Annotated in this window: 21 protein-coding genes and 1 riboswitch; of the genes, 6 read left to right on the top strand and 15 right to left on the bottom strand. The window is 53.0% G+C overall.

Annotated features, from left to right (window positions below):
* Positions 1-150 precede the first annotated feature (150 nt).
* A riboswitch (cyclic di-GMP riboswitch) is annotated at positions 151-235 on the bottom strand.
* 282 nt (positions 236-517) lie between these two features.
* On the top strand, positions 518-1,357 hold the full coding sequence (locus tag M4I36_RS13490; RefSeq protein WP_258112272.1) for a hypothetical protein: 840 nt from the start codon (positions 518-520) through the stop codon (positions 1,355-1,357).
* Positions 1,358-1,411: 54 nt separating this feature from the next.
* On the opposite strand, the gene M4I36_RS13485 is transcribed toward M4I36_RS13490, so the two are convergent.
* From M4I36_RS13485 to M4I36_RS13470, 4 genes are all read right to left on the bottom strand, one after another.
* Positions 1,412-2,455, bottom strand: a complete 1,044-nt coding sequence (locus tag M4I36_RS13485) for a type I phosphomannose isomerase catalytic subunit (RefSeq protein ID WP_258112271.1) — start codon at positions 2,453-2,455, stop codon at positions 1,412-1,414.
* Between the two features lie 81 nt (positions 2,456-2,536).
* Positions 2,537-3,358 carry a carbohydrate ABC transporter permease gene (locus tag M4I36_RS13480; protein ID WP_258112270.1) on the bottom strand — a complete coding sequence of 274 codons (822 nt, stop codon included), beginning with the start codon at positions 3,356-3,358 and terminating at the stop codon, positions 2,537-2,539.
* Complete coding sequence (locus M4I36_RS13475; protein ID WP_258112349.1) at positions 3,358-4,314, bottom strand: carbohydrate ABC transporter permease; 957 nt, start codon at positions 4,312-4,314, stop codon at positions 3,358-3,360. Before M4I36_RS13475 ends, M4I36_RS13480 begins: the two co-directional genes overlap by 1 nt.
* Before the next feature lie 300 nt (positions 4,315-4,614).
* Positions 4,615-5,961, bottom strand: coding sequence for an ABC transporter substrate-binding protein (locus M4I36_RS13470; protein ID WP_258112269.1), 1,347 nt, complete (start codon positions 5,959-5,961; stop codon positions 4,615-4,617).
* Between the two features lie 296 nt (positions 5,962-6,257).
* Here M4I36_RS13470 and M4I36_RS13465 point away from each other — a divergent pair, with 296 nt between their 5' ends.
* Complete coding sequence (locus M4I36_RS13465) at positions 6,258-7,460, top strand: ROK family protein (protein WP_258112268.1); 1,203 nt, start codon at positions 6,258-6,260, stop codon at positions 7,458-7,460.
* On the opposite strand, the gene M4I36_RS13460 is transcribed toward M4I36_RS13465, so the two are convergent.
* The 8 genes from M4I36_RS13460 to rfbC form a co-directional block, all read right to left on the bottom strand.
* Positions 7,407-9,245, bottom strand: coding sequence for an ATP-binding protein (locus M4I36_RS13460; protein ID WP_258112267.1), 1,839 nt, complete (start codon positions 9,243-9,245; stop codon positions 7,407-7,409). The two genes, M4I36_RS13465 and M4I36_RS13460, sit on opposite strands and share 54 nt — an antisense overlap.
* Positions 9,246-9,520: 275 nt before the next feature.
* Positions 9,521-10,618, bottom strand: coding sequence for a transaldolase (gene tal, locus M4I36_RS13455; protein WP_258112266.1), 1,098 nt, complete (start codon positions 10,616-10,618; stop codon positions 9,521-9,523).
* Between the two features lie 55 nt (positions 10,619-10,673).
* Positions 10,674-11,618 (bottom strand): ABC transporter permease, encoded by a 945-nt coding sequence (locus M4I36_RS13450; protein WP_258112265.1) that lies wholly within the window; start codon positions 11,616-11,618, stop codon positions 10,674-10,676.
* On the bottom strand, positions 11,596-12,513 hold the full coding sequence (locus tag M4I36_RS13445; protein WP_374986307.1) for an ABC transporter ATP-binding protein: 918 nt from the start codon (positions 12,511-12,513) through the stop codon (positions 11,596-11,598). The genes M4I36_RS13450 and M4I36_RS13445 overlap by 23 nt, the downstream gene beginning before the upstream one ends.
* A 140-nt stretch (positions 12,514-12,653) precedes the next feature.
* Positions 12,654-13,127, bottom strand: coding sequence for a hypothetical protein (locus tag M4I36_RS13440; protein WP_258112263.1), 474 nt, complete (start codon positions 13,125-13,127; stop codon positions 12,654-12,656).
* Positions 13,128-13,368: 241 nt separating this feature from the next.
* Positions 13,369-13,842, bottom strand: coding sequence for a glutathione peroxidase (locus tag M4I36_RS13435; RefSeq protein ID WP_258112262.1), 474 nt, complete (start codon positions 13,840-13,842; stop codon positions 13,369-13,371).
* Between the two features lie 80 nt (positions 13,843-13,922).
* Positions 13,923-15,272 carry a hypothetical protein gene (locus M4I36_RS13430; protein WP_258112261.1) on the bottom strand — a complete coding sequence of 450 codons (1,350 nt, stop codon included), beginning with the start codon at positions 15,270-15,272 and terminating at the stop codon, positions 13,923-13,925.
* A gap of 208 nt (positions 15,273-15,480) precedes the next feature.
* On the bottom strand, positions 15,481-16,020 hold the full coding sequence (gene rfbC, locus M4I36_RS13425; protein WP_258112260.1) for a dTDP-4-dehydrorhamnose 3,5-epimerase: 540 nt from the start codon (positions 16,018-16,020) through the stop codon (positions 15,481-15,483).
* Between the two features lie 152 nt (positions 16,021-16,172).
* Here rfbC and M4I36_RS13420 point away from each other — a divergent pair, with 152 nt between their 5' ends.
* Positions 16,173-18,272: a S9 family peptidase gene (locus tag M4I36_RS13420; RefSeq protein ID WP_258112259.1), complete on the top strand. Its 2,100-nt coding sequence runs from the start codon at positions 16,173-16,175 to the stop codon at positions 18,270-18,272.
* Here M4I36_RS13420 and rfbD read toward each other — a convergent pair.
* The 3 genes from rfbD to M4I36_RS13405 all read right to left on the bottom strand — a co-directional run bounded on the left by rfbD (position 18,250) and on the right by M4I36_RS13405 (position 21,720).
* Positions 18,250-19,212, bottom strand: coding sequence for a dTDP-4-dehydrorhamnose reductase (gene rfbD / locus M4I36_RS13415; RefSeq protein ID WP_308661274.1), 963 nt, complete (start codon positions 19,210-19,212; stop codon positions 18,250-18,252). The two genes, M4I36_RS13420 and rfbD, sit on opposite strands and share 23 nt — an antisense overlap.
* On the bottom strand, positions 19,209-20,225 hold the full coding sequence (gene rfbB, locus M4I36_RS13410) for a dTDP-glucose 4,6-dehydratase (RefSeq protein WP_258112258.1): 1,017 nt from the start codon (positions 20,223-20,225) through the stop codon (positions 19,209-19,211). Before rfbB ends, rfbD begins: the two co-directional genes overlap by 4 nt.
* 130 nt (positions 20,226-20,355) lie before the next feature.
* Positions 20,356-21,720: a hypothetical protein gene (locus M4I36_RS13405; RefSeq protein WP_258112257.1), complete on the bottom strand. Its 1,365-nt coding sequence runs from the start codon at positions 21,718-21,720 to the stop codon at positions 20,356-20,358.
* 579 nt (positions 21,721-22,299) lie between these two features.
* On the opposite strand from M4I36_RS13405, the gene M4I36_RS13400 reads away from it, so the two are divergent.
* From M4I36_RS13400 to M4I36_RS13390, 3 genes are all read left to right on the top strand, one after another.
* Positions 22,300-22,491, top strand: a complete 192-nt coding sequence (locus M4I36_RS13400) for a hypothetical protein (RefSeq protein WP_258112256.1) — start codon at positions 22,300-22,302, stop codon at positions 22,489-22,491.
* 257 nt (positions 22,492-22,748) lie between these two features.
* Positions 22,749-23,849 carry a hypothetical protein gene (locus M4I36_RS13395; protein ID WP_258112255.1) on the top strand — a complete coding sequence of 367 codons (1,101 nt, stop codon included), beginning with the start codon at positions 22,749-22,751 and terminating at the stop codon, positions 23,847-23,849.
* A 123-nt stretch (positions 23,850-23,972) separates the two neighbouring features.
* A complete protein-coding gene (locus tag M4I36_RS13390) occupies positions 23,973-25,625 on the top strand; it encodes an SMP-30/gluconolactonase/LRE family protein (RefSeq protein ID WP_258112254.1) in 1,653 nt (550 codons plus the stop codon).
* Positions 25,626-25,680 lie beyond the last annotated feature (55 nt).

The following is a 25,680-nucleotide window of genomic DNA, read 5'->3' as shown; positions in this document are numbered from 1 at the left end:
CCCGGACGACTGCGCGCTGTTACGCAGGGGGGTGCGCCGCCGCCCGGTAGGGTGGTCTTACTGCGGTGCCGAGCTCTGGCAACCAGAGAAGGGGTGTGCTGAGAATAAAAGAAACAATCCCCCTCAGGAAGATTGCTTCTCCAAAGCAACCATGGCAACCCGGCTGTCATCGACTTTCGTCCTTAGACCCGTGGCTTTGCGTCCCAGCATTTCTACTGGTTTGCCCTGAGCATCGTTGGTGGTATGCGGTTGTTGCCTATATCATAGCTAGTCCACATTCTGATGTAAATACTTGAAACCACTTGTCGAAAAATGTTTTTCAATCTGTCTTCAAGGTTTGTAGTGTAGAGTCAAGGCATGGAACAGCCCTAACCCCCAATTGCGGCCACGTGTGGCCGCTCTTTTTTTCCCGAAATCCCGCGAGATGCTGTCTTGGTAATGGTCGAAATCGCGCATATGTGGTAGGATTTTTGAGAGAATCGAGCCATTTCACGAAATGAACAAAGAGGTGCAGGACGTGAGGAAGTCAAGCGATGACCGTAGAACCCTTCGTGAATGGGAGCAAGCGTATGGTCTGTACATCCTCGACATGGACGGATTTGATACATCCGATTCTGAATTGTACCATCGCACCTGGACTCGCGCAGAGTTTGAACACGGCTTAGCCGAGTGTACGGTCATTCGAAAATCGCCGCTCACTCTGGCCGGAACTGACACATCCAGTTTCTCAGCAAAAAGGAGAACCGAACCTCGCTTTCGCTCTTCGGACGGAGCGCTAGAGCAGCGCCAAGAAGAAATCGCGGCAAGTAGCGACCACAATCCCTCGTCGAATCGTTCAAATCAAAATCGCCACAGACGGCAACAGCAATTTCAACGAAAAACCCGAAGAATTAAGTGGCATTTATTCATTTGTTTCCCTCTTATTGTCTTAGCCGTTTGGCTCCTGTCGAAACTCTATCGTACGCTCTCGAAACGCATCGTCATACGTTGGTATTGGCCCGCGGTTCTCCTCTTGCTCGACGCCGCCGTCGTAAGTTTAGACACGATTGGTCCAGTGTTTGTTGGTCCACTTTATGTGTGGTATGTCGTCCTCAGTTGGCTTGCCTACGGCTTGGGAGAAATAAAACAATTTGCACTGTCTATGTTTCATCAGCAACCGATGAGTGGGCACGGCTTGCATGTACCCGTTGCTACACCGTTTTTATCGAATGTTTTAGTCCATGGGAATCCGCTATCGGACTACTTTACCTTCTCCGCCGCGTTAGCCTCTGCATTCGTCTGGGGCTCAGCACTGGTGAGTACCTTTGCCTTGCTGCGGCCACCAACTGCTCGGAGGTTACCTCCGGTGGGTGATTAAGGAAAATCCCTGAGAATCCATGACGCCATGCCAGCACCACCCCGGACATGCGGTTCATCCGTGCTGGGTCGTCGGGTAGGTAGCCAACACGAATTGAGCGTGCGACGGTGTCTGCAAATGGTAGCTGGACATCGTCGCCGGGACCAACACCGTGTCTCCAGGCACTAAATCGAGTACGCGCTCCTCTGCCGAGAAGTCCTCTGCGTCCAGACTGTTAGCCGTCAAGCGACAGGCCCCCTCTGCGAGTATCAGAATTTCCGGAGATGTCCCGCCCTCCCGCAGCCGTTTCCACCCAGCCTCGCGCAGAGACAGCGTATCCAAACAAAAATGCTCTCCATCAACTTTTCGCTCATGGACCACGCCCGGCCCGCTATAGATAACGCGCGCTCCATCCCGTTGCCAAGCGGCGGCATGGTCCGAATTCACATCATTCCCATCGTTTTCAGGGAAACGGAGTACCGCCAACGCATCGTCCACATGCAAATCTCTAGAATTCCCATGTTCGTCCACGCGATTCCAGTCATACACTCGATAAGTGACATCAGAACTCTGTTGAACTTCAATCACTTGAGTTCCTTCCAGCAAAGCGTGCAATGTGCCAGATGGCACATAAATGACATCTCCCGAATGGATATTCAAAAACTCCAGCCCATCTTCTAGGCGTCCCTCTCGAATGGCTTGGCGAAACACATCCGGATTCGCAAACCGATGCCCAACATTGACCTTAGCCCCTGGCAACGCTCGAAGAACATACCAGGCTTCCGTCTTTCCGTTATCTCCTCCGTGCATTGAGGCATAATCATCGCCTGGGTGAACCTGTACGGAAAGATTGGACTCGGCTTCGAGGAATTTCACCATCAAAGGAAAGTGTTTAGCTCTAGTTCGACCCAAGTAGTCTTCCGGATGGTCTTGCACAATTTCTGTCAAAGTTCGCCCGAGCAGGCGACCGTTGCGCACCGTGGAACTTCCTGCAGGATGATCCGCCAACGTCCAATACTCTCCTATCGGTCGGTCAGTCTCCACACCAAACATGGTTTTCAGTTGATGTCCGCCCCAAATCCGCTCTTTAACCACGGGCTGAAACACGACTGGATACATTTTCGCCACCCTTTCAAAGGAAAAAGCCCAGAGCTGTCCTGGGCCGATCACGATGTCAACAAGGACTACCTTGTTTTTACTTTAACCTTTGACAGAACCTGCAAGCAAGCCGCGAACAAAGTATTTTCCCAATAGGATGTATACGACGAGCGTGGGAATCGAAGCTATGAGAGCGCTCGCCATCAACTCATTGAACGGAACCGTCTGACTGCCAGCAATGTTGACCAAAGCCACCGTCACCGGTTGATTCGGTGGATTGGTCACCGCGACCGCGAACAAAAAATTGTTCCATACTTGCGTGAATTCCCAAATTCCAGCCACAACAAATCCAGAAATCGACAGCGGCAAAATGATGAATCGGAAAATACCCCAGTAACCTGTTCCGTCGATTTGCGCCGATTCAATGATGTCGTGCGGAATGGAGGCATAAAAGTTGCGGAATATGAGCGTACATATCGGAATCCCATAGACGGTGTGGATTAAAATCAGACCTGGGATGGTGTTGTACAAACCAATCGTGTTCAAAACCCGAAGCAGTGGAATCAACACGCTCTGATAGGGAATGAACATCCCAAACAAAATCAGAAAGAATACCACGTTGGCGCCCTTGAACTTCCACTTTGAAAGGGCATAGCCATTGACCGAACCAAACGCAGAAGCCAAAATGGTCGCAGAAATGGCGAGATAGAAGCTGTTGCCGAAATTGGGAGCTAACTGATGCCAAGCAGCACCGATTGCCGAGATGCTCCACAAATGTGGCAGCCACCACATCTGGGACAGACTGACTTCTGCATCATTTTTGAAGCTGGTGACCAACACCACATAGACTGGCATAAGGTAAAACAAGGCAATAACAGTGAGAACGACATACAGGAGGTATTTATTAAAACGGCGCATTGCCATTACGCTTCCTCCCCCTGTTTCAATGTGGAAATGAGATATGGAATGATAAAAATAGCAATCAGAATGAGCATAACTATGGCAATCGCGGCGCCCTCTGCAAACTGATTCCCTTGATAGGTGGTATCGAACATGTTCATACTCGGCATATCCGTGACAAAGTCTTGACCGGGACCCGTCATTGCGTAGATGAGACCAAACACTTTGAGAGAGGCGGCGGTCAAAATGATGATGATGGTCGTCGTGGTTCCTTTCAACTGCGGTAACACGACAGACCAAAAGGTCCGCCACGGACCAGCTCCATCAATTCTTGCTGCTTCTTTCAACTCCTCAGGTATGCCGCGCAATCCGGCTAGATAGACCGCCATGGCGAAGCCAGACATCTGCCACACGGCAGCAATCAAGACGGCCAGCAATGCGAGGGGCAGTGCAATCTCAATTTGGCCGAGAGGGGTACCAGGCAAAATGCGCGTGCTCAGGAACCATTCAGGAAGATGATTCAGTCCGAGTGATTTCAGAATTAAATTGACACCCGTCGTGGGATTGAGCAACCAAGACCAGACAACACCGGTCGCCACAGACGAAATAGCCATGGGAAACAAATAGAGACTGCGAAAGAGCGACTCCGCTCGGATTTTCTGGTCGATTAACAGCGCGAGAGCAATTCCGATAACAAGGCAAAGAGCAATGAAGAGAGCAGTAAACACGACCATGTTGCGAAGGTCTGACTGAAATCGAAAAGTGCTGAAAATAATTTTAAAATTACGCAGTCCAACTGAAGCAAAGTCTGGAATGATACTGTTCCAAGCAGTCGTGGAGACCCACCCTGTCCAGCCAATAAATCCGTAGACAAAGACACCCAGGAGGATGAGGGACGGCACCAAAGTCAATATTGCAGAAGTCTTGTCCCAGGAAAACTTTTTTCGTTTTCTGCGCAGAACTGGGTCACGTCCTGGCATATCCAGCGTTTGGCTCACCCGAATTCACCAGCCTATTCTAAAATCTATCCACTCTATTCGACTACATATGCATATTTGGCAATGAAATGCCTTGTCTCTTCATCGCTCTGTCTCTGTCTGACGTAACACGATATGACGTAACACGATATGACGTAACACGATACGCCTGGAAAAAGGCGCAGAGGTGCGACTGACCACGCAGCACGCCCAAGGTGACAAGAGGCGTAGCTTGTAAAGAATAAACGCACCCCGTCTGCAAACAGCACAGACGGGGAGACAAAATTCTCACCCAGAGCTAAATCAACTGCTGAGCGGATTGGCCTGAGCCGCGCTCTGCACAGATTGTAGGAACTGAGTTGTATTGTGACTCGTTAAGAACACTTCCATCGCGTTTTCAAAGGAAGTAGTAAATCCTGGATTGACAGCACCCTGACCGAGTACCAACACCAGCTTGTCTTTCTGGAACGATTTCATAGCTGCCTGCGAGTAAGCATCGTAGTCCTTAGGATTCGCATCCAACCGTGGCGAGAATGTGCCCTTCAGAGGATTAAATACTTTCTGGCCAGCGTTGGAACCAAGCACCTTCAGGAAGTTTGTCGCAACAGCTTTTTGTGATGCGCTGAGCTTCGACGGCAATCCGAACACGTCCGACACGACGCCAAAGCTTCCAGCGGTGCCAGGAGTCGGCGCCCAACCAAAATCTTTACCTGGTGTCAAGTGCAAGTCCGTGGTGAAATAACCTTGAGCCCAGTCTCCCATGATGTTCATGGCTGCCTTGCCTTGTGCCACCATCTGGTCCGCTTCAGCCCAATGCAAAGCTGAATAGTCGCTGTTGGCGTACTTCATCATCTTGGTAAATGTATTTGCGGCTTTGACAACGCCCGGGCTGGTCCAAGACTCTTGTCCATTCAGCAACTTGTCATATTCGGTCGGTCCAACGGTTCCCAGCAGGACGTCACTAAACATGAGCGTTGTTTCCCAATTCCCATGGTTGGCCACGGCCAGCGGCGTAATGCCGTGTGCCTTCAGCACTTTTGCATCGCTGAAGAACTGACTGAATGTGGTGGGAGCTGTTAAATTGTACTTCTTGAAAATGGCTGGGTTGTACCAAAGCACATTGGCGCGCTGCATATCGACAGGAACGGCATAAATTTTACCGTTGACGGTCAAGAGGTTCAACAGAGACTTCGGATAATCGTTGTACCAACCCTGCGACTTGTAAAGACTGTTGAGTGGCGACATATCTCCTGCCTGTATCCAGGACAGTAGCGAGCCGTGTCCCGCATGTACTTGGAAAGTGCCCGGTGGCTTGTTGTTGGTCATGCGCGTTGCCAATACAGCATGCGCGTTCGAGCCCGCTCCACCGGCGACCGCCTCGTTGATGACCGTAACGTTCGGATACTGTTTTTTGTACACGTCAACCAGTGCCTTCAAGGCTTTTGAAGACGACACACCCGTCCACCAAGAGAAAATTTCCAGTTTGCCGCTCGTTCCGCTCGCTGCGGTCGACGTGGTGTTTCCAGTGCTGCTGGTATTGCTGGTGCTGCTGCTGTTGGTGGTTGTATTCGAAGTTCCGCAACCGGTGACCAACGCTGCCAACGTAAGCACACCAAACGCAGTAACGCCGACTTTTTTGATACGTTTCACACTGACCCCTCCTACAGGTTTCCCCTAATCAAGTGCATTGTGCGGTAAATCCACAAAGACTATTCACGAAATGCTCCAGAGGTTTTTTGAAAGCGTTCCCACTTGCAAGTAAAATGACTCGATGGTTTGGAAAGACAACGAAATATCCTCTATCCATCGTTTGCAAGGGCTTTCACATTCAACGATACCCCGCATTTCACTGAACTTGGTTTGTATGATAAACTATCTACGGCAACTTTTCAATTACATTTCAATCTTGTGACGAAAAATTTTCGATGCCTTGTGAGGTGAACATAGTGGCCACTTCTATCGACGGATCGATGATGAGACGATTGAATAAGACCGCCGTCTTTCGCACCATATATGAGGGTTCTCCTATTTCGCGTGCGGAGATAGCGTCGTCTCTCGGGATGAACAAGGCAACCGCATCCTCCTTGGTCGATGAACTCATTGCCGAACACTTTGTCATGGAGCTGGGTTATGGCGAGTCGCGAGGCGGGCGCAAACCGATGATGCTGGACTTGAACAAGACCTCTGGCTATAGCATTGGCATCGACGTTCAAATTACTCATATTACTGCTGCGCTGTACGATTTAAGCGGCACGATTCTTCATCTCCATCGAGACGCTCTCTACGTCCGCCCAGACGCATCTGCAAAAGAGATGCTTGTGCAACAGCTAGAATCCGTCATCCGCCGGACGATGGCCTTAGCGCCGCCTAGCGCACATGGGATTATCGGAGTGGGCATTGCCTTTCCGGGAATGGTCAACTCCAGCACTGGACAAATTCATTATTTGCCGAATTTGGAAGTGCATGATTGGAGTGTCCATCGAGATTTAGTGGCCCGCTTGCAAATACCCATTTTTGTCGACAACGACGCGAATTGCGGCGCATTGGCGGAGCGACAACAGCGCGGTCTAAAGCAGTTAGCTTTTATCAATGCTGGCATCGGCATTGGAGTGGGAATTATCGCTAACGGAGAATTGTATCGAGGTCAGGATGGCATCTCTGGAGAATTTGGCCACACCACGATTGCCGCCATGGGCTTGCGCTGTTCGTGCGGCTCTTACGGATGTTGGGAACAATACGCTTCCGAACGAGCGTTACTGCGTTATTTAGAAGAAGGCGGAACATGTCACATTCCTCCCTTCCCAAGCGCCAACTTTTTAGAAGAGTGCGTCCTTCGTGCGGATGCAGGAGACCCTCACTACATTCGCGCGTTTCAGACCGTCGGCCAGCACATCGGTTACGGATTGTCCAATGTGATCAACGGACTCAATCCAGGGTACGTCATTGTCGGCGGAAACTTGGCGTCGGCCGCCCGGCACATCATGAACGAAGTCGAGAATGTCGTAAGCTATCGCGCCGTCTCTGTCAATCGAAACGTCCAGATTGTCATTGCAGACCCAAGTACCGTGGTCTCGGGAGCAGCGAGTCTCGTCATTTCATCCATGTTGCTCGTGGACGTAGACAGCCTCGCTGACATTCGCAGCGTGTAGTGGTTCGCCTTGATTCACGGACCCCTCACTTTTGGACTGATTCAGGTACTCGGAAAGCCCGCTCGTTGGCAATCGAATGGTAACTTTTGTTCCTTGTCCCAGCTGGCTCTCAATATCCAAGCTGCCGTTATGTTCCTCAATCAGCTTTGTTGAGAGCAATAGACCAAACCCAATCCCTCGCTCCGCGTTGACATAATGGGGTTCACCGAGATACCGAAGTCGCTCCTCGTCCATTCCTTTGCCCGTGTCCTCAATAGTCAACTGTATGACTCTCTCGGGGACAAGCCACTCCAGACGAATGTTCAACTGACCGCCAAATGGCATGGCATCCAGTGCGTTTTGGAGAATACTTTCAAGAGCTCGCTTGAGATGCAGGCGATGGCCGAATAAAATTGGAGACGAACTCGGCAACACGACGGTCACCAACACTTCTTGGCGTTGGCATGACTCGTCCAATTCATCGATGATTTGGCTTATCAAGTCATTCACATCTACGTCGGAAACATCTTCGGCTCGCGGTGACTGTGTCACGCTGAGATACGTGCCAATGATATGCTCAATGTGAAGGATTTCCGCCTGCATAATCTCCCAGTACTGCGGGGTATCGGCAAAGCGCTCCTTAGACAGCTGCAGAAAGCCTTTAATCGTAGTGACGGGATTGCGAATCTCGTGGGCAACCCCGGCCGCCATGTGACCAATGACCGCCAATTTCTCCGACTTTCGAAACTGTTCAAAGCTCCGATTTCGGTCTGTCACATCTCTCGCCACCAAAACAAAGCCCGTAAACTGACGCGACCCATCCAATACGGGACTAACCTCACATTCGAAGTCCAAGTTGTGCTCTGGGCCAATTCGATAAACGTCAATCCTCTGCGGCTCCAATGTAGCTCCACAGACATCGAGGGCGTGTTGGAACCGCCGCCGGCGCTCTTCGTCCACAAATTCCAACCAGTAGCGGCCCATGCTCTTCGCATTCTCCGCTCCAAACACGCGCTCGACCGAAGGCGAGAGGTAGCGAATACGTCGTTCCCGGGTCAGCAAGACGATTAAGTCCTGCGTATTCGCGGCAATCATTTGATAAATCTCTTCTGCGCGAACACGCGATTCGTAGAGACTTTCAAGACGGTAGACAATCGCAGAAAGAAGAAGAAAAGGGATGGCCAACCAAACGAGATCGGACAGCGTCTGCGAATCTTTATATATGTTGTCTACGCGCCAGAGTATGAAGAAGTTGAGCAGATTCGGCCAAACTTGATTGGAACCGAGCAAGGAAGGGAGTTTCGACCAATGCAGTTTTCCCGAAAATTGCTGACGCCGAGACACATAGCGAGTCTGAAGCAGCCACTGAACAGCCTCAACGACCACGAGTGCAGCAGCGTAGCGCAGAGGATTTGGCGCATGCGCAAGGAGCCGATGGAAGACGAAGAACGCCGCCGCAAACCCGACGAGAAAGCGGATGTACTTGGTGAATAGACGCCGAAGAGTAAGCGGCATGGCTGACTCGATACTCTCAATCTGTGAGCCTACGTAAATGCCCGGAATGAGGAGGAGCGCAAGCAACCACAGGGAAGAGTTGGCCATAAGTAGGATGTAGCAGACAAGCGGACCTGGATAAATATATCCTTGCCGGAACCGAAGCGGAAACATGCACAGTAATAACGCCGTCAAGAGCAAAATGGCATCGACCGACACAACCGACTCGGGTAGCCCGTAACTGAGTCCGAGCAAGGCAAGCCCGCCAAGAACAGCCAACGCAATGCGAATGCGAAGGGAAGTGATGCGCATGATGAGTCCTTCTCTTTCTTTGGATGTAGGTGAGGCGAAGAGGGGTCTTGGATGTGAGAAAAACTTGAGAATCGCGTCAACCGATAGTTTCATCATAACATGTATGAGCTTTAATGTTTAGTAAAATATGGCTTCCATCATGATTTTTTTACAAGAAATGCGCGGCTGTTTTCAAATTCGACAATTTCTTCTGTTTGAATTGCAGCAGAGATCAGTCTGATAATTCAGACTGATCTCATAGATTCCAGACATTGACTGTGCACCTGCCGTACGTCTTAATTCGATGCCGGTCTCCCTGCCAGGCGTTCCGTCAAAGCACCCATTAATTGGTCAAATGACTTCCGAAATCCTTGTAAACCTTCGTCCAGCAACTGTTCAGAAACTTGTTCCATAGAAATTCCCGCAGACTCCAATTCCGCGATAGCGGCCCGACACGAAGGCACATCGACATCGACGCTACGTTCGAACTCAGAGGCCTGTTCGATGTGCGTGAGCGTCGCAGGAGGGACTGTATTGACCGTGTGCGGTCCGACCAACGTCTGTACGTACAAGAGCACTGGGTAAGCCGGATTTTTCGTACTCGTAGATGCCCAGAGCGGTCGCTGGACCCGTGCTCCCGAGGTAGCGAGAGATTGCCAGCGGTCAGATTCTGACACTGTTTTAAAATGAGCGTAGGCGAGTTTGGCGTTGGCCACCGCAGCCTTACCAGCCAACTCAGTAGGTAATTTTTTGTTGCTCACTTCTTTGTCCACCAGCGTGTCCACGCGGCTGACAAAGAAACTCGCGACAGACGCTACGTCGAGCGACAGTCCTTGCTTTTGGCGTGACTCAAGCCCGGCAATGTAGGCTTCGAGCACGCGGCCATACTGCGTTAGGCCAAAGATCAGTGTGACGTTGACAGGTACGCCCTCGGCAATAAGCCGCTCCACTGCTTCAATACCCGCATGGGTTGCTGGCACTTTAATCATGACATTGTCCCGACCGACCGCTTGTCGCAAACGATGGGCTTCACGAACTGTTCCATCTGCGTCTTCCGCCAACGCAGGGGACACCTCGATGCTCACATAGCCATCTATCCCACGAGACGATTGATAGACTGGAGCAAGTAGATCTGCGACAGCCCGAATGTCGTGAAACACCAAGTGATCATAAAGCTCGTCCACCGTCATGCGTTGTGATACCGCTTCTGCAATGGCTTGGTCATAGCTCGATGACCCTAAAATCGCTTTTTCAAAAATCGTCGGGTTGGACGTGACACCGCGCACTCCATTGGCAATAAGGCGCGCCATTTCCCCAGACTCCAGCAGACCACGTTCGACGTTGTCATACCAGATACTTTGGCCCAGCGTATGTAGTTGTTCCAGCGCATTCATCGTTTATCCCTCCCGCTTCACCGTACACCTCTCTGCGGTCCGATGCAACGCACCATTAGACCGCCACATCCCGCTTGACAAAAAACAGCCACGACAGAAAGTTCAATACCACAAAGTACGCAACCAGCATGAAAACCGAAAACTCCAGGGTCATTCCTTTGACAATCGGTCCATTCTGCATGTATTGGCTCAAGTTCATGTTGGTGAAGAGAATGTACTTCACAAAATGATAGCGACTGAGAGCCGCCACCAGTGTGTTCCCCACAAACACCACCAAAACCGAAATGGTGATGGCAATCGCACTGCTGCGAAAAATCGTCGAAATCATGAACGCAATGGTCACCGTCATGACCATCGTGACCAAGTCAAAACCATACTGCACAAGCAGGTACAGAAACGAAGGTATGCGTTCGAGCGTAGCGTGATCGTTCACATAAATGACGGGCGCATTCGCCCCGTGAAAGCCAAAGAGTACCCCTCCGATGAGAAGGGAAATGGCCAGCGTAAACGCCAGCAGAAACAGTCCGAACAAGAGAGCTGCCCCATATTTCGCAAACAAAATCCGAGTTCGAGAAACAGGTTGCGTCAGCAGCATCTTAATCGTTCCGCCAGCAAATTCACTCGCGACAATATCACCAGCGATGACGAGAATGAATACGGTCGACACCGAGACAATGTTTTCTGCGGTGCGGGCAAACGCCCACCCAGTCTCCCGGCCAGGCTCCAAATTGTGGGCAATATAGTACTGGTTGACGGCGATTTGCGACTTGAGCTGTTCCAGCACATCGCGCGGCATGTGCGCCCCATCCTCTGCTATCTCTTTCTTCAAAGAAGCATCGGTGGTCTGAAGAGACGCTTTCCAATTGGCCGAAACAGGACTAGGATGCGCCGCCAAGACCCAACCCGTCAGTCCAATAGCGACTAAGACTAGAGCAGCGAGCACCCACGTACGCACGCGCGAGTAGATTTTTAGATTCTCATTGGCGAGGAGAGGATACAATCGGACCACCTCCCGTCAATTCGAGGAATGTCTCTTCCAGTGACCGAGTAACACTCCGAATCCCGAAAATCGCCACGTGTTCAGCGGTTAAATGAGCGACCGCCTGGGGAATGTCGGAGCGGGCTAAAGTGGCTTCGACGAATCCGTCGGCAGCACCGCCTGGCTTCGCTTTGCAATCCGGAAAATGCGCGACCAGCACACGCACAGCCGCCGGAACGTCGTTCACTTCGAACACCGTCCACGGACTTGTCTCGGACTGCTCGTCCACCCCCGCTCGGTCGCCAAGCGCACGCACATCCACCAACTTCCCCGCCTGAATGATGGCTACGCGGTCACACATGAGCTCCATCTCCGACAACAAGTGGCTCGACACCACCACCGCCAAACCTTCTTCGCGGGCGAGAGTACGAAGATGGTCACGGAGTTCGCGAATGCCGGCGGGATCGAGCCCATTCGTGGGTTCGTCCAAGATTAAAACATCCGGCTTGCGCAACAGCGCTTGTGCTAGGCCAAGGCGCTGCCGCATTCCCAAAGAATAGGTGCGCACCTTTTCCTGGATTCGCTGTTCGAGCCCGACTAAGCGGACCACTTGGTCGATCCGCTCGTTCGTCACGCCGGGTGACATGCGCGCAAAGTGCCGAAGATTTTGATATCCCGTCAAATACTTGTACATCTCCGGATTTTCGACGATGGCGCCTACGTGCAACATAGCCTCCGCGAAGTGAGTCGATACATCGATTCCTGCGATGAGCACCTCCCCCTTCGTCGGTGAGGTTAGACCGACCATCATGCGAATCGTGGTGGTCTTGCCAGCTCCATTGGGACCTAAAAATCCGAATACTTCCCCGCGCGGAATGTCTAAAGAGAGTTGGTCGACAATCGTCTTGCGACCCATGACTTTCGTCAAATGGCGAATTTGAACGGCAATCGGGGATGTTGAAACAGGTGTCTGCTGTTCTTGGTCCGCTGTGGTGATGGACATTGCTCAGCCTCTTCCTTGAACGTGATGCGATTCGCACGGACGCGGCGAACTCGCTACGATTTTTTTGTGGACCGCGAGCTTTGCGACGACGAAGTGGAGACACGCTTCTTCGAGCTGGTTGCGACTTTGCCGCTGCTTGCAGAAGGCTTGGCGCCCACTTTCGACGCAGTCGTTCGGCCCGACCTAGCTCTTTGTTTCCCCTGAGACTTTCCGGGAGCAGACGCGTTGCCGACTTTTCTTTGCCCGGAGCGGTGCAAAGCAGCCCTTGTGCCCGAGCTGTTCGAACGCGGCATAGCGACGATACCCGCGAGAATAAGAAACAGTCCAATGACCAGCCAGTACCAATCCATGTGGATTTCGTACACAACGATCATCGCCCCACCGAGCAAATAGCTGGCGAGGCCGAGACGCCGCTCCCGCATTCTGTTCCGAAAATAGTACATTCCAAAGAGTAGCCACACGATGCCGCCGACAAACAGGCCGATTCTGTGAACACCTGCCGTCGGATAGAGCAGAAAGTGAATCAAATGCTCCCCTCCAGTCTCAGTCTCTCATCGCCGCTCATATAGCCACAAATTTGCCTGGACAGGTGGCACCCTGTCCCCTGATGGCCGGTGGCGACCGCTTTGTTCGGGAAGGCCTTCGAGAATAACCTCGGAACAATCCGTTCTGCGAACAAGAAGTCTGGAGGGTCTACTGCTCATTATTCACAGCAGACCCTCCATCGAAGCTTCCATCAAACCCATACGGCAACCTCGCTATCAACAGTTACAGTAGGCTCTCGATATCGCGTTGGAGTGCATCAGGTTTTGTCGTTGGGGCATAGCGCTTAACGACTTCGCCTTTGCGGTTGACGAGAAATTTAGTGAAATTCCATTTGACAGAACCGCCGAGTACGCCGCGCTTCTGATTGGTCAGATATTGAAACAGTGGATGCGCCGTGGGTCCTTTGACGTCAATCTTCGCGTAGACCGGATATGTTGCACCATAGTTCACTTGGCAGAAAGACGCTACTTCTTCATTCCCGAGCGGCTCCTGTCCAGCAAACTGATTGCACGGGAACGCGAGTACTGAAAACCCGCGCTCTTGATACTTATCGTGTAAGGCTTGCAGACCTGCAAGCTGAGGTGTGAATCCTCACTTACTAGCAGTGTTGACAATGAGAAGGACCTGTCCATCGTACTTTTGCAGAGATTCCGTCTCACCCGATGTCTTGGCGACTTCGTATGAATAGACGCTCACGTTCTAACCTCCATTCCGTCAAACAAGTTCCGTCAAACAAAATCTACCGGGCATCTTGAATGTCCAGTAAAAGTATACCATTAATTCATGCTACCTGTGCCATACGTCGTCCCCGTCGTGGTAGTTGTCCCTGTCGACGGCAGTCCCGTAGGTGCCGTGACGGGAACGTTCGCATAAGCATAGGTCAAGGAAATATTGTCTTTCTCCGTCAAACTCTGCAGCTTCTCCGCAACGACGGGGGCCAGGCTCCCAAAGTCTTTCGCATCGATGGTCAAATCGACATGAGCCGTCTCGGCATGGAGGCGCGGCTCCCCTCCAATATTCTCCACCGTCATCGTCGTGCTTGCATGAATCTCATGAAGCAACACGCCAAGTACGGAAGCAAGTTCTTTGGGGGACACGGAAGACGAAGGCATGGACGACTGGAGCGAACTCTCCAACTCTTCAATGTAGTTCGTCAAACCTTTGGAATTGAGCGCAGCATGATAAACAGTCGCTTTTCCTGACGTCGATACCGTGATGTCGCGAAGCAGTGACAAAGAAAGCGGCACACTCGACGCAGGAGATTGCAGCAGTTGACTCAATGATGCATTGAGCGGAACCGTCTGCCACTTACCACTCTGTCCTGGCCCCACCAGTTTCATGTACAGATGAGAGCCAATCACGTACTGCTCTGCGGTGATGGTCATCGCTTTACCACTCGCCATCAGTGAAGAAGACGTCATCGTTTCGGTCATCCGCTCTGCACGCATGCCGTCCACTATGCCGACCTCACCCATCAGCGATTCGACCATGTGCATCACCAACGGCACTTGAACCGCGTGCGTCGACAGCTTTGCCGAACCCCCAGCGGCGCGAACTACGGACAATGTGAGATTGGATGTGCCACTCATCTGATACGCAGGCGATTTCACTGTGTTTGTCATCGCCTGTCCTAGCGCCGCAACCTTCGGACCTACGGCGCTCCACTCGCCAGACTTCCAGTTGGAAGTCAAACCAATCGCCTGCGCAACTTTTCCGATGTCCGCTACCGATACGTAGAGTGTCGGTTTGTGCGAGAACGGATCGACATGGACAGAACCTGGCATGTATCCGATGGACGATCCGTTGACGACCACATCAACTGCGCCTGATTTCGCAAGTCCGGCATCTGTGCTGACCTTGCCAGTGGTAGTGATATCCCACGAGCCTTTGTTCCACTGAGAAACAAAACCAGCATCGTGAAGGGCTTCAATCGCATACCAAACGGGCATGGCTGGCTTGCCATCGACCATCACGTCGCGCGGAAACACCACCTTCCAGCCATTGACCATGGCCACATGCGAAACACTGGCGGACGATTTAGCCGGAGTAGCCGCCATGACGGTCGGAACGCTCATGCCGAGCGTCATGGCTACGGCTGCACCTGCTGCAAACACTGCCTTCTTCATTTAATTTGCCTCCTCTGATTGGGGTGTTCTTAATAGAGATGATAGCAAAGCAGCGCGACATGCGCTTCGTAAAGTTTTTCAAGCAAGGTATTTATAGGAAGTTGTTTCTGCGGAAGCGAGGGCATAAGCGCAGCACTTGGGCCAAACGGCGACACCCTATGAGACCATATCCACCGATTTCACCCCTGAAAACTGGACGACTGATGAATCATAATTCAGCCTTAGCTAACACAGGGTGACGTTGGTCTTTCTCCGACAAAACAGGGTCTGAAAATGGCCAAATAATGCCGAGCGCTTCATCATTCCAAAGAATGCCGCGGTCGTGAATGGGCGAATAGTACTGGTCTACTTTGTACTGAACTTCTGTATCTGGAACCACCGTGCAAAATCCATGGGCAAACCCGCGCGGAACCCACAACTGCCGATAATTTGCAGCCGTCAGCAAAAATCCGGCCCACTGCCCAAACGTCGGCGACTGCTTTCGAATGTCCACGACCACGTCATAGACCGCTCCAGCCGTCACGCGCACCAATTTTCCCTGAGCGTACGGAGACAATTGATAGTGCAGTCCGCGAAGCGTTCCAGGTTGCGCGGAAAACGAGTGGTTGTCTTGAACAAACTCATTGGAAATGCCAATTTTTCGCCATTCGTCGGCATGGTAACTCTCCAAAAAGAACCCACGATGGTCCCCGTGTACCTCCGGCTCCAGCAACATAACACCGTCGAATTTCTGATTGACGACTTTCAACGAAGGTCCTCCTTTATGCTCTCTTAATCAGGATTCTCGACGGCCCGTTTGTTTCCTGCCGAAACCCGCTCCTTCGAGACGCGAAAGAGACAAAAATAAGGTACACTGAAAGGGTGGTATTCCACTCGCACGATACATAGGAGGCATGACTGTTGACAACCAATCCTCAGACCGGACTGCTGACTCCTCCCGTAGCCAAACGCACCCCTCACCCCCACACGCTTCACGGAGACGTCCGCGAGGACGACTATTATTGGCTGAAGGACCGGAACAATGCAGAGGTTATCGCTTATCTCGAAGCAGAGAATCAATACTACGAGCAGCAAATGCAGACACGCGCTACCTTGACCGAAACACTCTATCAAGACATGTTTTTGCGAACGCCTGCAGCCGAGACAGACGTTGCCGCTCAGGACGGAGAGTATTACTACTACTCCCGCACCGAAGAGGGGAAGCAGTATACCATCTACGCACGCAAACGCGCGTCCAACCGAGAACAGCTAGAACAGGCTTCAGAAGAAGTCACACTGGACTTAAACACGCTGGTATCCGAAGACGGCTATCTGAGCGTGACGCTCCTGCGCTATTCTCCAGACGCGAAACAATTGGCATATCTCGAAAATCGCGACGGAACGGATCGCTATACTGCCAAAGTGAAAGACTTGCAGAGTGGGCAACTGCTCGAAGACTCCATACCCAATGTTTTTTTGCACGGCAGCTTGGAGTGGGATGCAACGGGTCAACATCTATTCTATGTGACGGTCGATGAGAGTCAGCGGCCGTATCGGCTGTGGCGCCATCGACTTGGCAGTTCCTGTGCAGAGGACGCGCTCGTCTATGAAGAGTCGGACACCACGTATTCGATTGAGTTTTACAAATCGAGATCCGGCCAATATCTCCTAATACAAAGCAACAACAAAGCGACGAATGAGACTCGCTTTCTGCGGACAGACCATCCGCTCGGGGAGTGGACGGTTTTCAGTGCGCGGCGCACGGGCGTTCTGTATGAGGTGGAACATTGGGAAGACCAGTTTGTTGTACTGACCAACGAAAAAGCCACCAACTTTCGACTGCTCGCATGTCCGGTGAGTCATCCGTCGCTGACTGCTGCGACCGAACTGTTTCCTTATGATGAGAAGCGCTATTTGCAAGGTGTCCTTCCTTTTGCGAGCGGGCTTATCGTGATTGGCCGGGAGATGGGCTTGACCCAGGTCTGGAGGTACCAAGACGGACGGCTGACACAGATGGAATGGGACGAACCTCTGTACACAGTACGTGCCCATGGAAATCTCAGCTACGAGACAGACGAGGTATTGCTGCAGTACGAATCGCTGCTCACCCCGCGCACAACCTATTCGATACAGTGGTCGCGTCCATCGGCGACGGAGCGAACCGTACTGCACCAGACCCCCGTACCCGGCGGCGAATACAAGCCGACCGATTTTCGCCAAGAGCGGCAATACGCCACAGCAGAAGACGGCACGAAAGTTCCACTCGCCGTGGTTTACCACAAAGACGCGCTTCAAAACGGCCCCGCGCCGCTCATTCTCTACGGCTACGGGTCGTACGGTGCGAATATGGACCCAACCTTTTCTTCGACCCGGCTTCCCCTGCTCGAACGCGGCGTTATTTATGTGATTGCGCAGATACGCGGCGGATCGGAAATGGGATACTCATGGTATTTGGATGGAAAATTCTTGACAAAGCGAAATACGTTCACCGATTTCATCGCGGCAGCCAAACATTTGATTGAACACCACTACACCACGCCGAAGCAGCTTGGCATCAACGGAGGAAGTGCTGGCGGACTACTGATGGGTGCCGTCTTGAACATGGCCCCAGAGTTGTTTGGTGCGGCCGTAGCGGACGTGCCCTTTGTCGATGTGGTGACCACCATGGTCGACGAAACACTGCCCCTGACCACACTCGAGTGGGATGAATGGGGGAACCCGAACGACGCGGAGTTTTATGCCTACATGAAGTCGTACAGCCCATACGACAATGTGGCTGCACGCGACTACCCGCCGCTCCTTGTGACCGCCGGTCTAAACGACCCACGCGTCTCATACTGGGAGCCGGCGAAGTGGGTGGCCCGCCTGCGTGAGAAGAAAACAGACTCCCATGAGCTGTTGCTTAAGACGCACATGGGAGCTGGCCACTTTGGTTCGTCCGGGCGCTATCAGCGGTTGCGCGAGTTGGCCGCGCGCTACGCGTTTTTGCTCGACCACCTTATGCCAAACCAAGCGGACTGACTTGTTCAAACCAATCACGGAGCCCTTCGCGCCATGTGGGCAACGGCGAAAATCCGTTGGCCATCATGGCCATTGGGGAGAGTGCGGAATACCTCGGTCGGGGTGCTGGCCGAGGAAACTCTTCCGTGGTGCACGGTTCGACAGTCACATCCAACTTCGCCATCTCGAAAATAGCAGCGGCAAAATCGTACCACGTGCATACGCCCTGGTTGGTCGCATGGTAGACCCCGTACAATTCCGTGCCGATAAGTTGGAGCAGAAAGGCCGCCAAGTGACCCGTGTAGGTCGGGCTGCCAAACTGGTCGGCCACCACGCGCAACGGCCTGTGTGCATCCTCTCCCGCGTCTCTCTTCTCTTTGGCCTCCTGCCCCAAGCGCAGCATCGTTCGCACAAAGTTGCTACCCACCAAGCCGTATACCCACGATGTGCGCACAACAAACGCGCGGCGCGTGCAGGCGAGAACGAGTTCTTCTCCCGCACGCTTGGACTGCCCGTAGACCGTTCGCGGCTGCGGACTGGCGTGTTCCGGGTAAGGCTCCCCCGCGTCTCCGGCGAAGACGTAATCCGTGCTCAGATAGCACATTTTAGCGGACAACTCTTCTGCCACCACCGCCAAATTGCGGCTACCATAGGCATTGACGCGGAACGCTTCGGTCGCGTTGGACTCAGCGAGATCGACCTGCGTATACGCCCCCGCATGAATGACAGCATCCGGACGAAAACTGCCGAGAACCTCGCGTACGTCTGAGAAGTTCGTGAAGTCGAGCTTGGTTCGATCCGTCGCCAGCACGGTATGACCGGCGGCCACGGCGAGCAACTTGAGGTGATGGCCGAGTTGTCCGCTGGCACCTGTGATGAGCAGTCGCAACGGTTTCCCTTCGGGGCGGACAGGTACAACACTGTGTGACGTTCCATCAGTGCCATCAGTGGCAGTAGTCATGGCGCCTCCCCCTCGCTTTCCGAGAGCTTCGACTCCACCGCACGACACCACTCCCGGTGATTGAGATACCAGTGAATGGTCTCGTGAATTCCGGTGTCAAACGTATAGGCGGGCTTCCAGCCTAATTCTCGCTCTATCTTCGCCGGGTCGATGGCGTAGCGACGGTCGTGGCCGAGGCGGTCGGTGACAAACTCAATCAAGGACTCTGGTTTGCCGAGTTCCTGCAAAATCGTCCGGACAATCTCCAGATTCGTCCGCTCGTTGTGCCCGCCAATATTGTAGACTTCGCCAGGCTGACCGCGGTGAAGGACGAGGGCGACAGCGCGTGCGTGGTCAGATACATGGAGCCAGTCGCGGACATTTAAGCCATCTCCATAGACAGGCAGCGGCTGGTCCGCGAGAGCCTGAAGAATCATTCGCGGGATGAGTTTCTCCGGAAACTGGTACGGTCCGTAGTTGTTGGAACAGCGCGTGATGTTCACTGGAAGTCCATACGTCTCGTAGTAAGCGCGAACGAGCAAATCCGACCCAGCTTTACTGGCCGAATAAGGACTGTTTGGCGCGAGCGGCGTTTCCTCGGTAAAGTAGCCTGTAGCTCCAAGCGACCCATAGACTTCGTCCGTCGACACATGCACAAACTTTTGTACCCCATGGCGACGCGCCGCATCCAACAGAATTTGCGTACCAAGTACGTTAGTCCGCACGAATGCGTCCGGTTGCACAATGCTGCGGTCAACATGCGACTCTGCCGCAAAATGCACGACCGCGTCAATGCCTCGCGCGAAGATTCGGTCCATGGCAACGCCGTCACAGATATCGGCTTGCTCAAATTCATAGCGAGAAGCCATACCCGACCCAGTCGTTGTGCTGGTGATTTCTTGCAAATTGTCGAGATGGCCCGCATAGGTCAACGCATCCACATTGAGCACGCTGTGCTCTTTAAAAGCATTCAAATAGTAGAGTATAAAATTACTACCGATAAAGCCGGCACCGCCAGTTACGAGCACGCGCACACAGGTTTCTCCTTCCCTCATGTCCCTCATCTCATCGTCAGCCCATCCACTGCCAGGCATGTGCGAATAGACATACAATGGGAGCGCATCACCATGCGCTCCCACGTCAAGCCAAAGTAGTTTCGGATGCTCAGTTCATCCCTGCCAGCCAGAGTAAATTCATGCCACCAGTAATGCGCGACGAGTTGGTCGGTTGCGTAACCACCACTCGGACCGGCAACATCTTGGCCCCTTTTGGCACCTGAACCGTGGACATCGCCATCCCTTTGGAGTTCGTGGTCAACGTGGTCATCTTACCACTCATCATCGAATTCATGGAACTCGTCGAAGACATGCTGGAGCCGTTCATCGTGCCCATGCCCATGCTAGACTTACCCATCATCATCGATCCGATAGCGACATGTGCACCCTTGACTGGACCCGAGGGACTCTCCACTTCGATGGTATAGTTGATTTTCGAAGAAGAATCCACCGTGGTGGCGAATGGCCAAACCTTGACGTAGTCTCCGATAGGAGCCGTTGGCTTAGAGGTCGTGGACGTCCACCAAGCATCCAATGCACCCATCGCTTTCATCGCCGTGGGATTGTACGTACTGAGATTGCCAATTTGAACCCCGACCATATCCATCGAATCAGCTGGCTCTCCATAGAGCACGAGCGTGGCTTGACCCTTGGCATTGGTCATTTTACTCAGGCTGGCGACGTACGCAGAGGCCCCTTTGCTACCGGACTCATACCAGTCTTTGGGTGGAATCCCACTCAGCGGCTTCATCGGCCCAATAAAGACATGGACAGGCTCGTTAGCAGCTGGCTTGCCATTGGCTGTGAGCGCAGTGAGGACAAAGGTCGCCTCATCCGATTTCGACATCGCACCTGGCGCCCCCTGCAAGGTCTGACCCGTTTTGTTCGCATCAATCGTTGCCACAGTTGCCAAGGTTGTGCTGGTCGAAGTGGTGGTGCTTGTTGTCGTAGACTTTTCCATCGTCTTCAGCCACCACATGCCATTTTTCATACCATTGTCCACGCCGATTGCCGCCAAAACCTGCGTCACAACCGACTGTGGGAGGAAAGTGGTCATGTGGCCGGAGAATGGATCTTTCGCGACCGTCGACTCAACCATACCAATCGACTTCCCGTTGATATAAATTTCTGCTTTCCCGGAAGAAGAAGACAGCATGACCGGACGGATCGTCATCGACTTCGGTGTGGTAATTTTCCATGCCATGCCATTCCAACTGCTCATGATACCCGCCTGATGAAGCGCTCGCATCACATACCAGAGCGGCAACTTGGTCATGCCTGACTTCATCCAGACTGGCATGGATTCGACCACCTTCCCATTCACCCCGACAGATGTCACCATGTAGGGAGACATCGAAGTGGACGAGGAGTTGGTCGCAGCAAATGCAGTCGCCGGTGTGAACGCGCCGACCATCATCATCGCCAGTGCACCAGCACCGACTTTTTTCCACGGAGACTTCCAGTTCATCGCCATCTACTGTTTCCTCCTTCTCATTTTCATAGATTGTACCTTTACTAATAGATTGTACCTTCTCCGACGGCTCAAACGAATACATGACCCATAAATGGGAGAATGATACCGTTAGGACTGCGAGGACTGTTCGCCGTAGACCAGCAACGGAAACAGCCACACACTATGTAAACTCTCACATGCTGTACCTACTATGGTATAGACTCCGCACTGTCAAAGCAAGCCAGCGCGGAGCCCATTCTGTGCATTTTCTCCATGCGCTCCGTATACGTTTGCAAAATCGAAGCTGGAATGACAAAGAAGCCTTCCGTTTCGCGGAGGCGCGTGCTCTTTTCTCGTCATGGCTCGCATGGAGGTCAGAGTTTTATCCACGGCATCCATCGATGATCTCCATTGAAATTTCATTTCCGTTCATCAATTGCCAGTACCAACGGTGGATTTCCGGTGCTATGATGGGGATGTTTCGGACGCAGTCGACAGATGTCTCCGGGATGGAAGCGCGAATGGAGCACCTCCATTCAGGCCGTTTCACCTGAGGAGCCACCTGCAACCAGGAGGCGACATTCCCCGCGAGGGAACATCATGAACGAGAAAGAGGATACAGATATGTATCAAGACACCCAAAACGCCGAAAACCAGGTCGACGTCAACGTCGAGAGACCTCTTCCCAAAACCGAAGATGGAGATGCAAGCAAGGCGATGATTCGCTTTGGCGTCGTTTTCGTCATTGTGGTAGGCGTGATACTGCTCGTCTTGGGAATTCTCAACGTATGACTGCGGCGGGGTCTGTGGCCAGCGCTTGACAGATCCCGCATGCGCCACAGCATCCCACTTTCACTTCTCCCCACGCACGTGATACGTCTCACAACACCGCCCACGCTTGCCATGCGCGGCTCGTTGCGTTCGCCGTCGTCCAGAGAGACAATAGAAGCGAGTTAGCAACAACCCAGCATCTAAATTGCACAAAAGTATCGACATCAAGAACGCCGCAGAATACTGACGTGTCATTCCAACGCAAGGAGGTCTGCTCTTTGCAGCCCAAAAGCCACCTGGGTCGCATGGCGTTCGTCTGTGTTCTCGCAACCCTGCCAGCAGCCGTCACGCTCGCTGTCGCGACCAACACCGCCTCTGCAGCCAAAATCACGATAACCCCTTCGCTTCGCCCGATACCCGTTCGCATCGCCCTCAACGGCCGCGTTGTCGAACGCGTCGAGGGCAGGATTGGCAAGGACCCCTGGTCGCACCATTTCACGAGTTGGATCCCGCTCTTCTCGGTCGACTCGCTTCTCCACCGCGCTGGTTGGAGTGCCGCGTGGAACGGGCAGACGCATACTTGGGGCATTGGGCCGCCGCAAGGTCTGGGACTCGGCAGTGTGCCGCTTAGCAGTCTCGCCGCAGCAGAGTCTACTAGTAAGTCGCGCATGGCCATTCGCTACGACGGTGTCACGGTCTACTACGCGCCGCGTATCGTCTCACCCAACATCGGTTTTGGTGGCGCCGAAACGACCTTCATGCCAACCTACTACCTTCAACAAGCATTGGCTCGCACCCGCGGGCTGTCCTGTTCGTGGAATGGCAATGACAACACCCTTTGGTTGAATGTTCCTGTTCACTCAAACGGTCTAACCTACGATGTCTATCACAATCAGCTCTATAACTACACCGTGCAGTACCCTGCCACCTGGTTGGAAGGACCAGGCGCGACAAATGGCGGCGGTCGGATGTTTGCACCGAATCGGTCCGCACTAGAGGTACCAGACCTGGGGATTTCGAACGAGTCTGACCTGGCCACTCCAAGCCTAGTGGCAAGTGGAAATTCGAACGACACCATCGGAATTGGGCAAGGAATTTCTTTCATTGAAATGGCAGAGGAGATACAGGCATTTAATCGGTCGTTGCGAACAAAACCGGGCTATCGGTACATTCACACGAGAATCGCCGATAGAAAATATGTCGTGACGACTTCGGAGCGCGAAATCAAGCACACTGCCTTGAGATATGTTCTTCAATACACCACCCTCTCTTGGAACGAATCCTTGACCTTCACCGTGCCGCTTCGGCTCGCGAAGCGCGATGCGAGCATCTGGCAGCACATCGAAGCCACTTTTGTGTTCGGGAATGAACTCAACTGACGAGCAAGCCCATGTTCCCCATAACAGCCGCGACGCACGCTTTGGAAACTCCGAAAACCGTCTGCCCACTTAGTGCGTTTTCTAGAGTGATAGAGAAAACAACATATCTCGGGAGTGGTTGGGTTGAGTAGAGCACGCAAATGGACGTCCATCGCCGTCGCCGCCGCATCTGTGGCTGGCATCAGCACACAAGTCGCACTAGCGTCGACGAACTCCGGTAGCAGTATGCAAAACAGCGGAACTGCTTCGACAAGTCAATCCAGCAGCACGTCGACTGCCTCGGGGATGTCTGCTCATTCGATGGCGATGATGGCCCTGCACCCGGTTGGGGACATAGCCAACTTGAACGTGAACAAAGTCCTCTCGAGTACGGTGTCTGCCAACGGAGACAACAATCCGTATGCGGTGACGGTGAACATGGTCAAAGGTTCCAAGTTCTTCGGACAAGTGTTCGTCTCCGACTTTTCGAACAAGGCCGGGGTGAATGGAGCGGGATCGACCATTGTTCGCATTGTCAATGGCAAACCGGTGCCTTTCACAACGACAGCTATGGGACCCGCTGCAATGGCCTTCTCGCCCCTCGGACCACTCTGGATTGCCAACTTTGGCAAGGACGGCACCGATGGAAACGTGCAGGTTACCAAGCCAAACGGAGCCTCGTTTGGGTCGGCCGGAACGATTGTCAACAGCGCCGTCAAGGGCCCCTGGGGGCAGGCATTTGCTGCGCCGTACGCCACGTCGAGCGGGGTCAAAGTTCCACCCACTTTCTTCGTCACAGGGGCCGAAAACGGCACGGTAGCTGCGATGTACGGATTCTCCCCGCCGCATTTTGACACAACGACCAAATTCCTCGTCATTGGTAGCGGACTGCCGACCATGGGTACCAACGCCAACAACATCCAAGGCCCGCAGGGCATGGCGTGGGACGCTATGTCGCACACACTGTACGTGGCGGATACGGCGGACAATGCCATTTACGCTTATCAGTGGTACGGAGCCAATACGCCGAACCAAGGTAAAGGTCAACTGGTCTATCAAGGGGGGGCTCTGAAACAGCCCGCAGGATTGACGGTCGATCCGGTCAACGGCAACCTCCTAGTGGTCAACCAGGGGAACAATCATCTCGTGCAACTTCGCGTCGACTGGTCTGGAAACAAGCCGTCAGCCCATGTGGTGGGGCAGGTAGTGCTCGATAAGACCCCCGTCAATCCGAAGACTGGCGCGGGTTCTGCCCTGTTTGGCGTGACGGCGACAACCGACTCGGCTGGAAACCTGGTGGTGTACTACACGGACGACAACACGAACACGGTGAACGAACTCAGCTACCAGCCAACCTATGGCGCTTGGCAGAAGAAGACAGGTGGTTTTTTGTACGCGGGCGGCTTGCCTATCTCAGGATTTCCCTACTGGACGGCGACGGATAGTCTGACCCATCAAATGAAATCCGTGGTTCCGCTGTATTACATCCAGCAGGCTCTCAAACAACTGGGCATCCACAGCATGTGGAACGGCATGGCGCTCAATTTGACCATTCCGGGCAACATGACGATGGCGTCGAGCAGCAATATGCCGATGTCCACTGGCAGTTCGATGGCGATGGTCCAGGTGAATGGAAAGACGGTCGCCTCCGTTCCCAAGCTGGTCGCAACCGATTGGTACAGTGGTAAGAACACCACTTACGTAGCTTTTAACCAACTCCAACAAGTCATGGCTGACTTGCACATCAATTTGCAGTGGAACGGCAGTTCTCTAATGCTGACGCTCCAAAAGGCGTAATAGCCGGAAGCAGGAACGGTCTGCCGGATGACTTCAAGGACGCTCGACAAAAGGA

The organism is Alicyclobacillus sp. SP_1, from assembly GCF_024706985.1.
In the GTDB taxonomy this organism is placed as follows: domain Bacteria; phylum Bacillota; class Bacilli; order Alicyclobacillales; family Alicyclobacillaceae; genus Alicyclobacillus_I.
Note: the sequence above shows the minus strand (reverse complement) of the source record. Positions and strands in the feature narration are given on the sequence as shown.

Coding starts and splice junctions, on each gene's coding strand:
- M4I36_RS13485 (WP_258112271.1), bottom strand. CDS start 2,455: ATGTATCCAGTCGTGTTTCAGCCCGTGGTTAAAGAGCGGATTTGGGGC.
- M4I36_RS13480 (WP_258112270.1), bottom strand. CDS start 3,358: ATGGCAATGCGCCGTTTTAATAAATACCTCCTGTATGTCGTTCTCACT.
- M4I36_RS13475 (WP_258112349.1), bottom strand. CDS start 4,314: ATGCCAGGACGTGACCCAGTTCTGCGCAGAAAACGAAAAAAGTTTTCC.
- M4I36_RS13460 (WP_258112267.1), bottom strand. CDS start 9,245: ATGCGCATCACTTCCCTTCGCATTCGCATTGCGTTGGCTGTTCTTGGC.
- tal (WP_258112266.1), bottom strand. CDS start 10,618: ATGAATGCGCTGGAACAACTACATACGCTGGGCCAAAGTATCTGGTAT.
- M4I36_RS13445 (WP_374986307.1), bottom strand. CDS start 12,513: ATGGGTCGCAAGACGATTGTCGACCAACTCTCTTTAGACATTCCGCGC.
- M4I36_RS13430 (WP_258112261.1), bottom strand. CDS start 15,272: ATGAAGAAGGCAGTGTTTGCAGCAGGTGCAGCCGTAGCCATGACGCTC.
- rfbD (WP_308661274.1), bottom strand. CDS start 19,212: ATGACTACTGCCACTGATGGCACTGATGGAACGTCACACAGTGTTGTA.
- M4I36_RS13405 (WP_258112257.1), bottom strand. CDS start 21,720: ATGGCGATGAACTGGAAGTCTCCGTGGAAAAAAGTCGGTGCTGGTGCA.
- M4I36_RS13400 (WP_258112256.1), top strand. CDS start 22,300: ATGAACGAGAAAGAGGATACAGATATGTATCAAGACACCCAAAACGCC.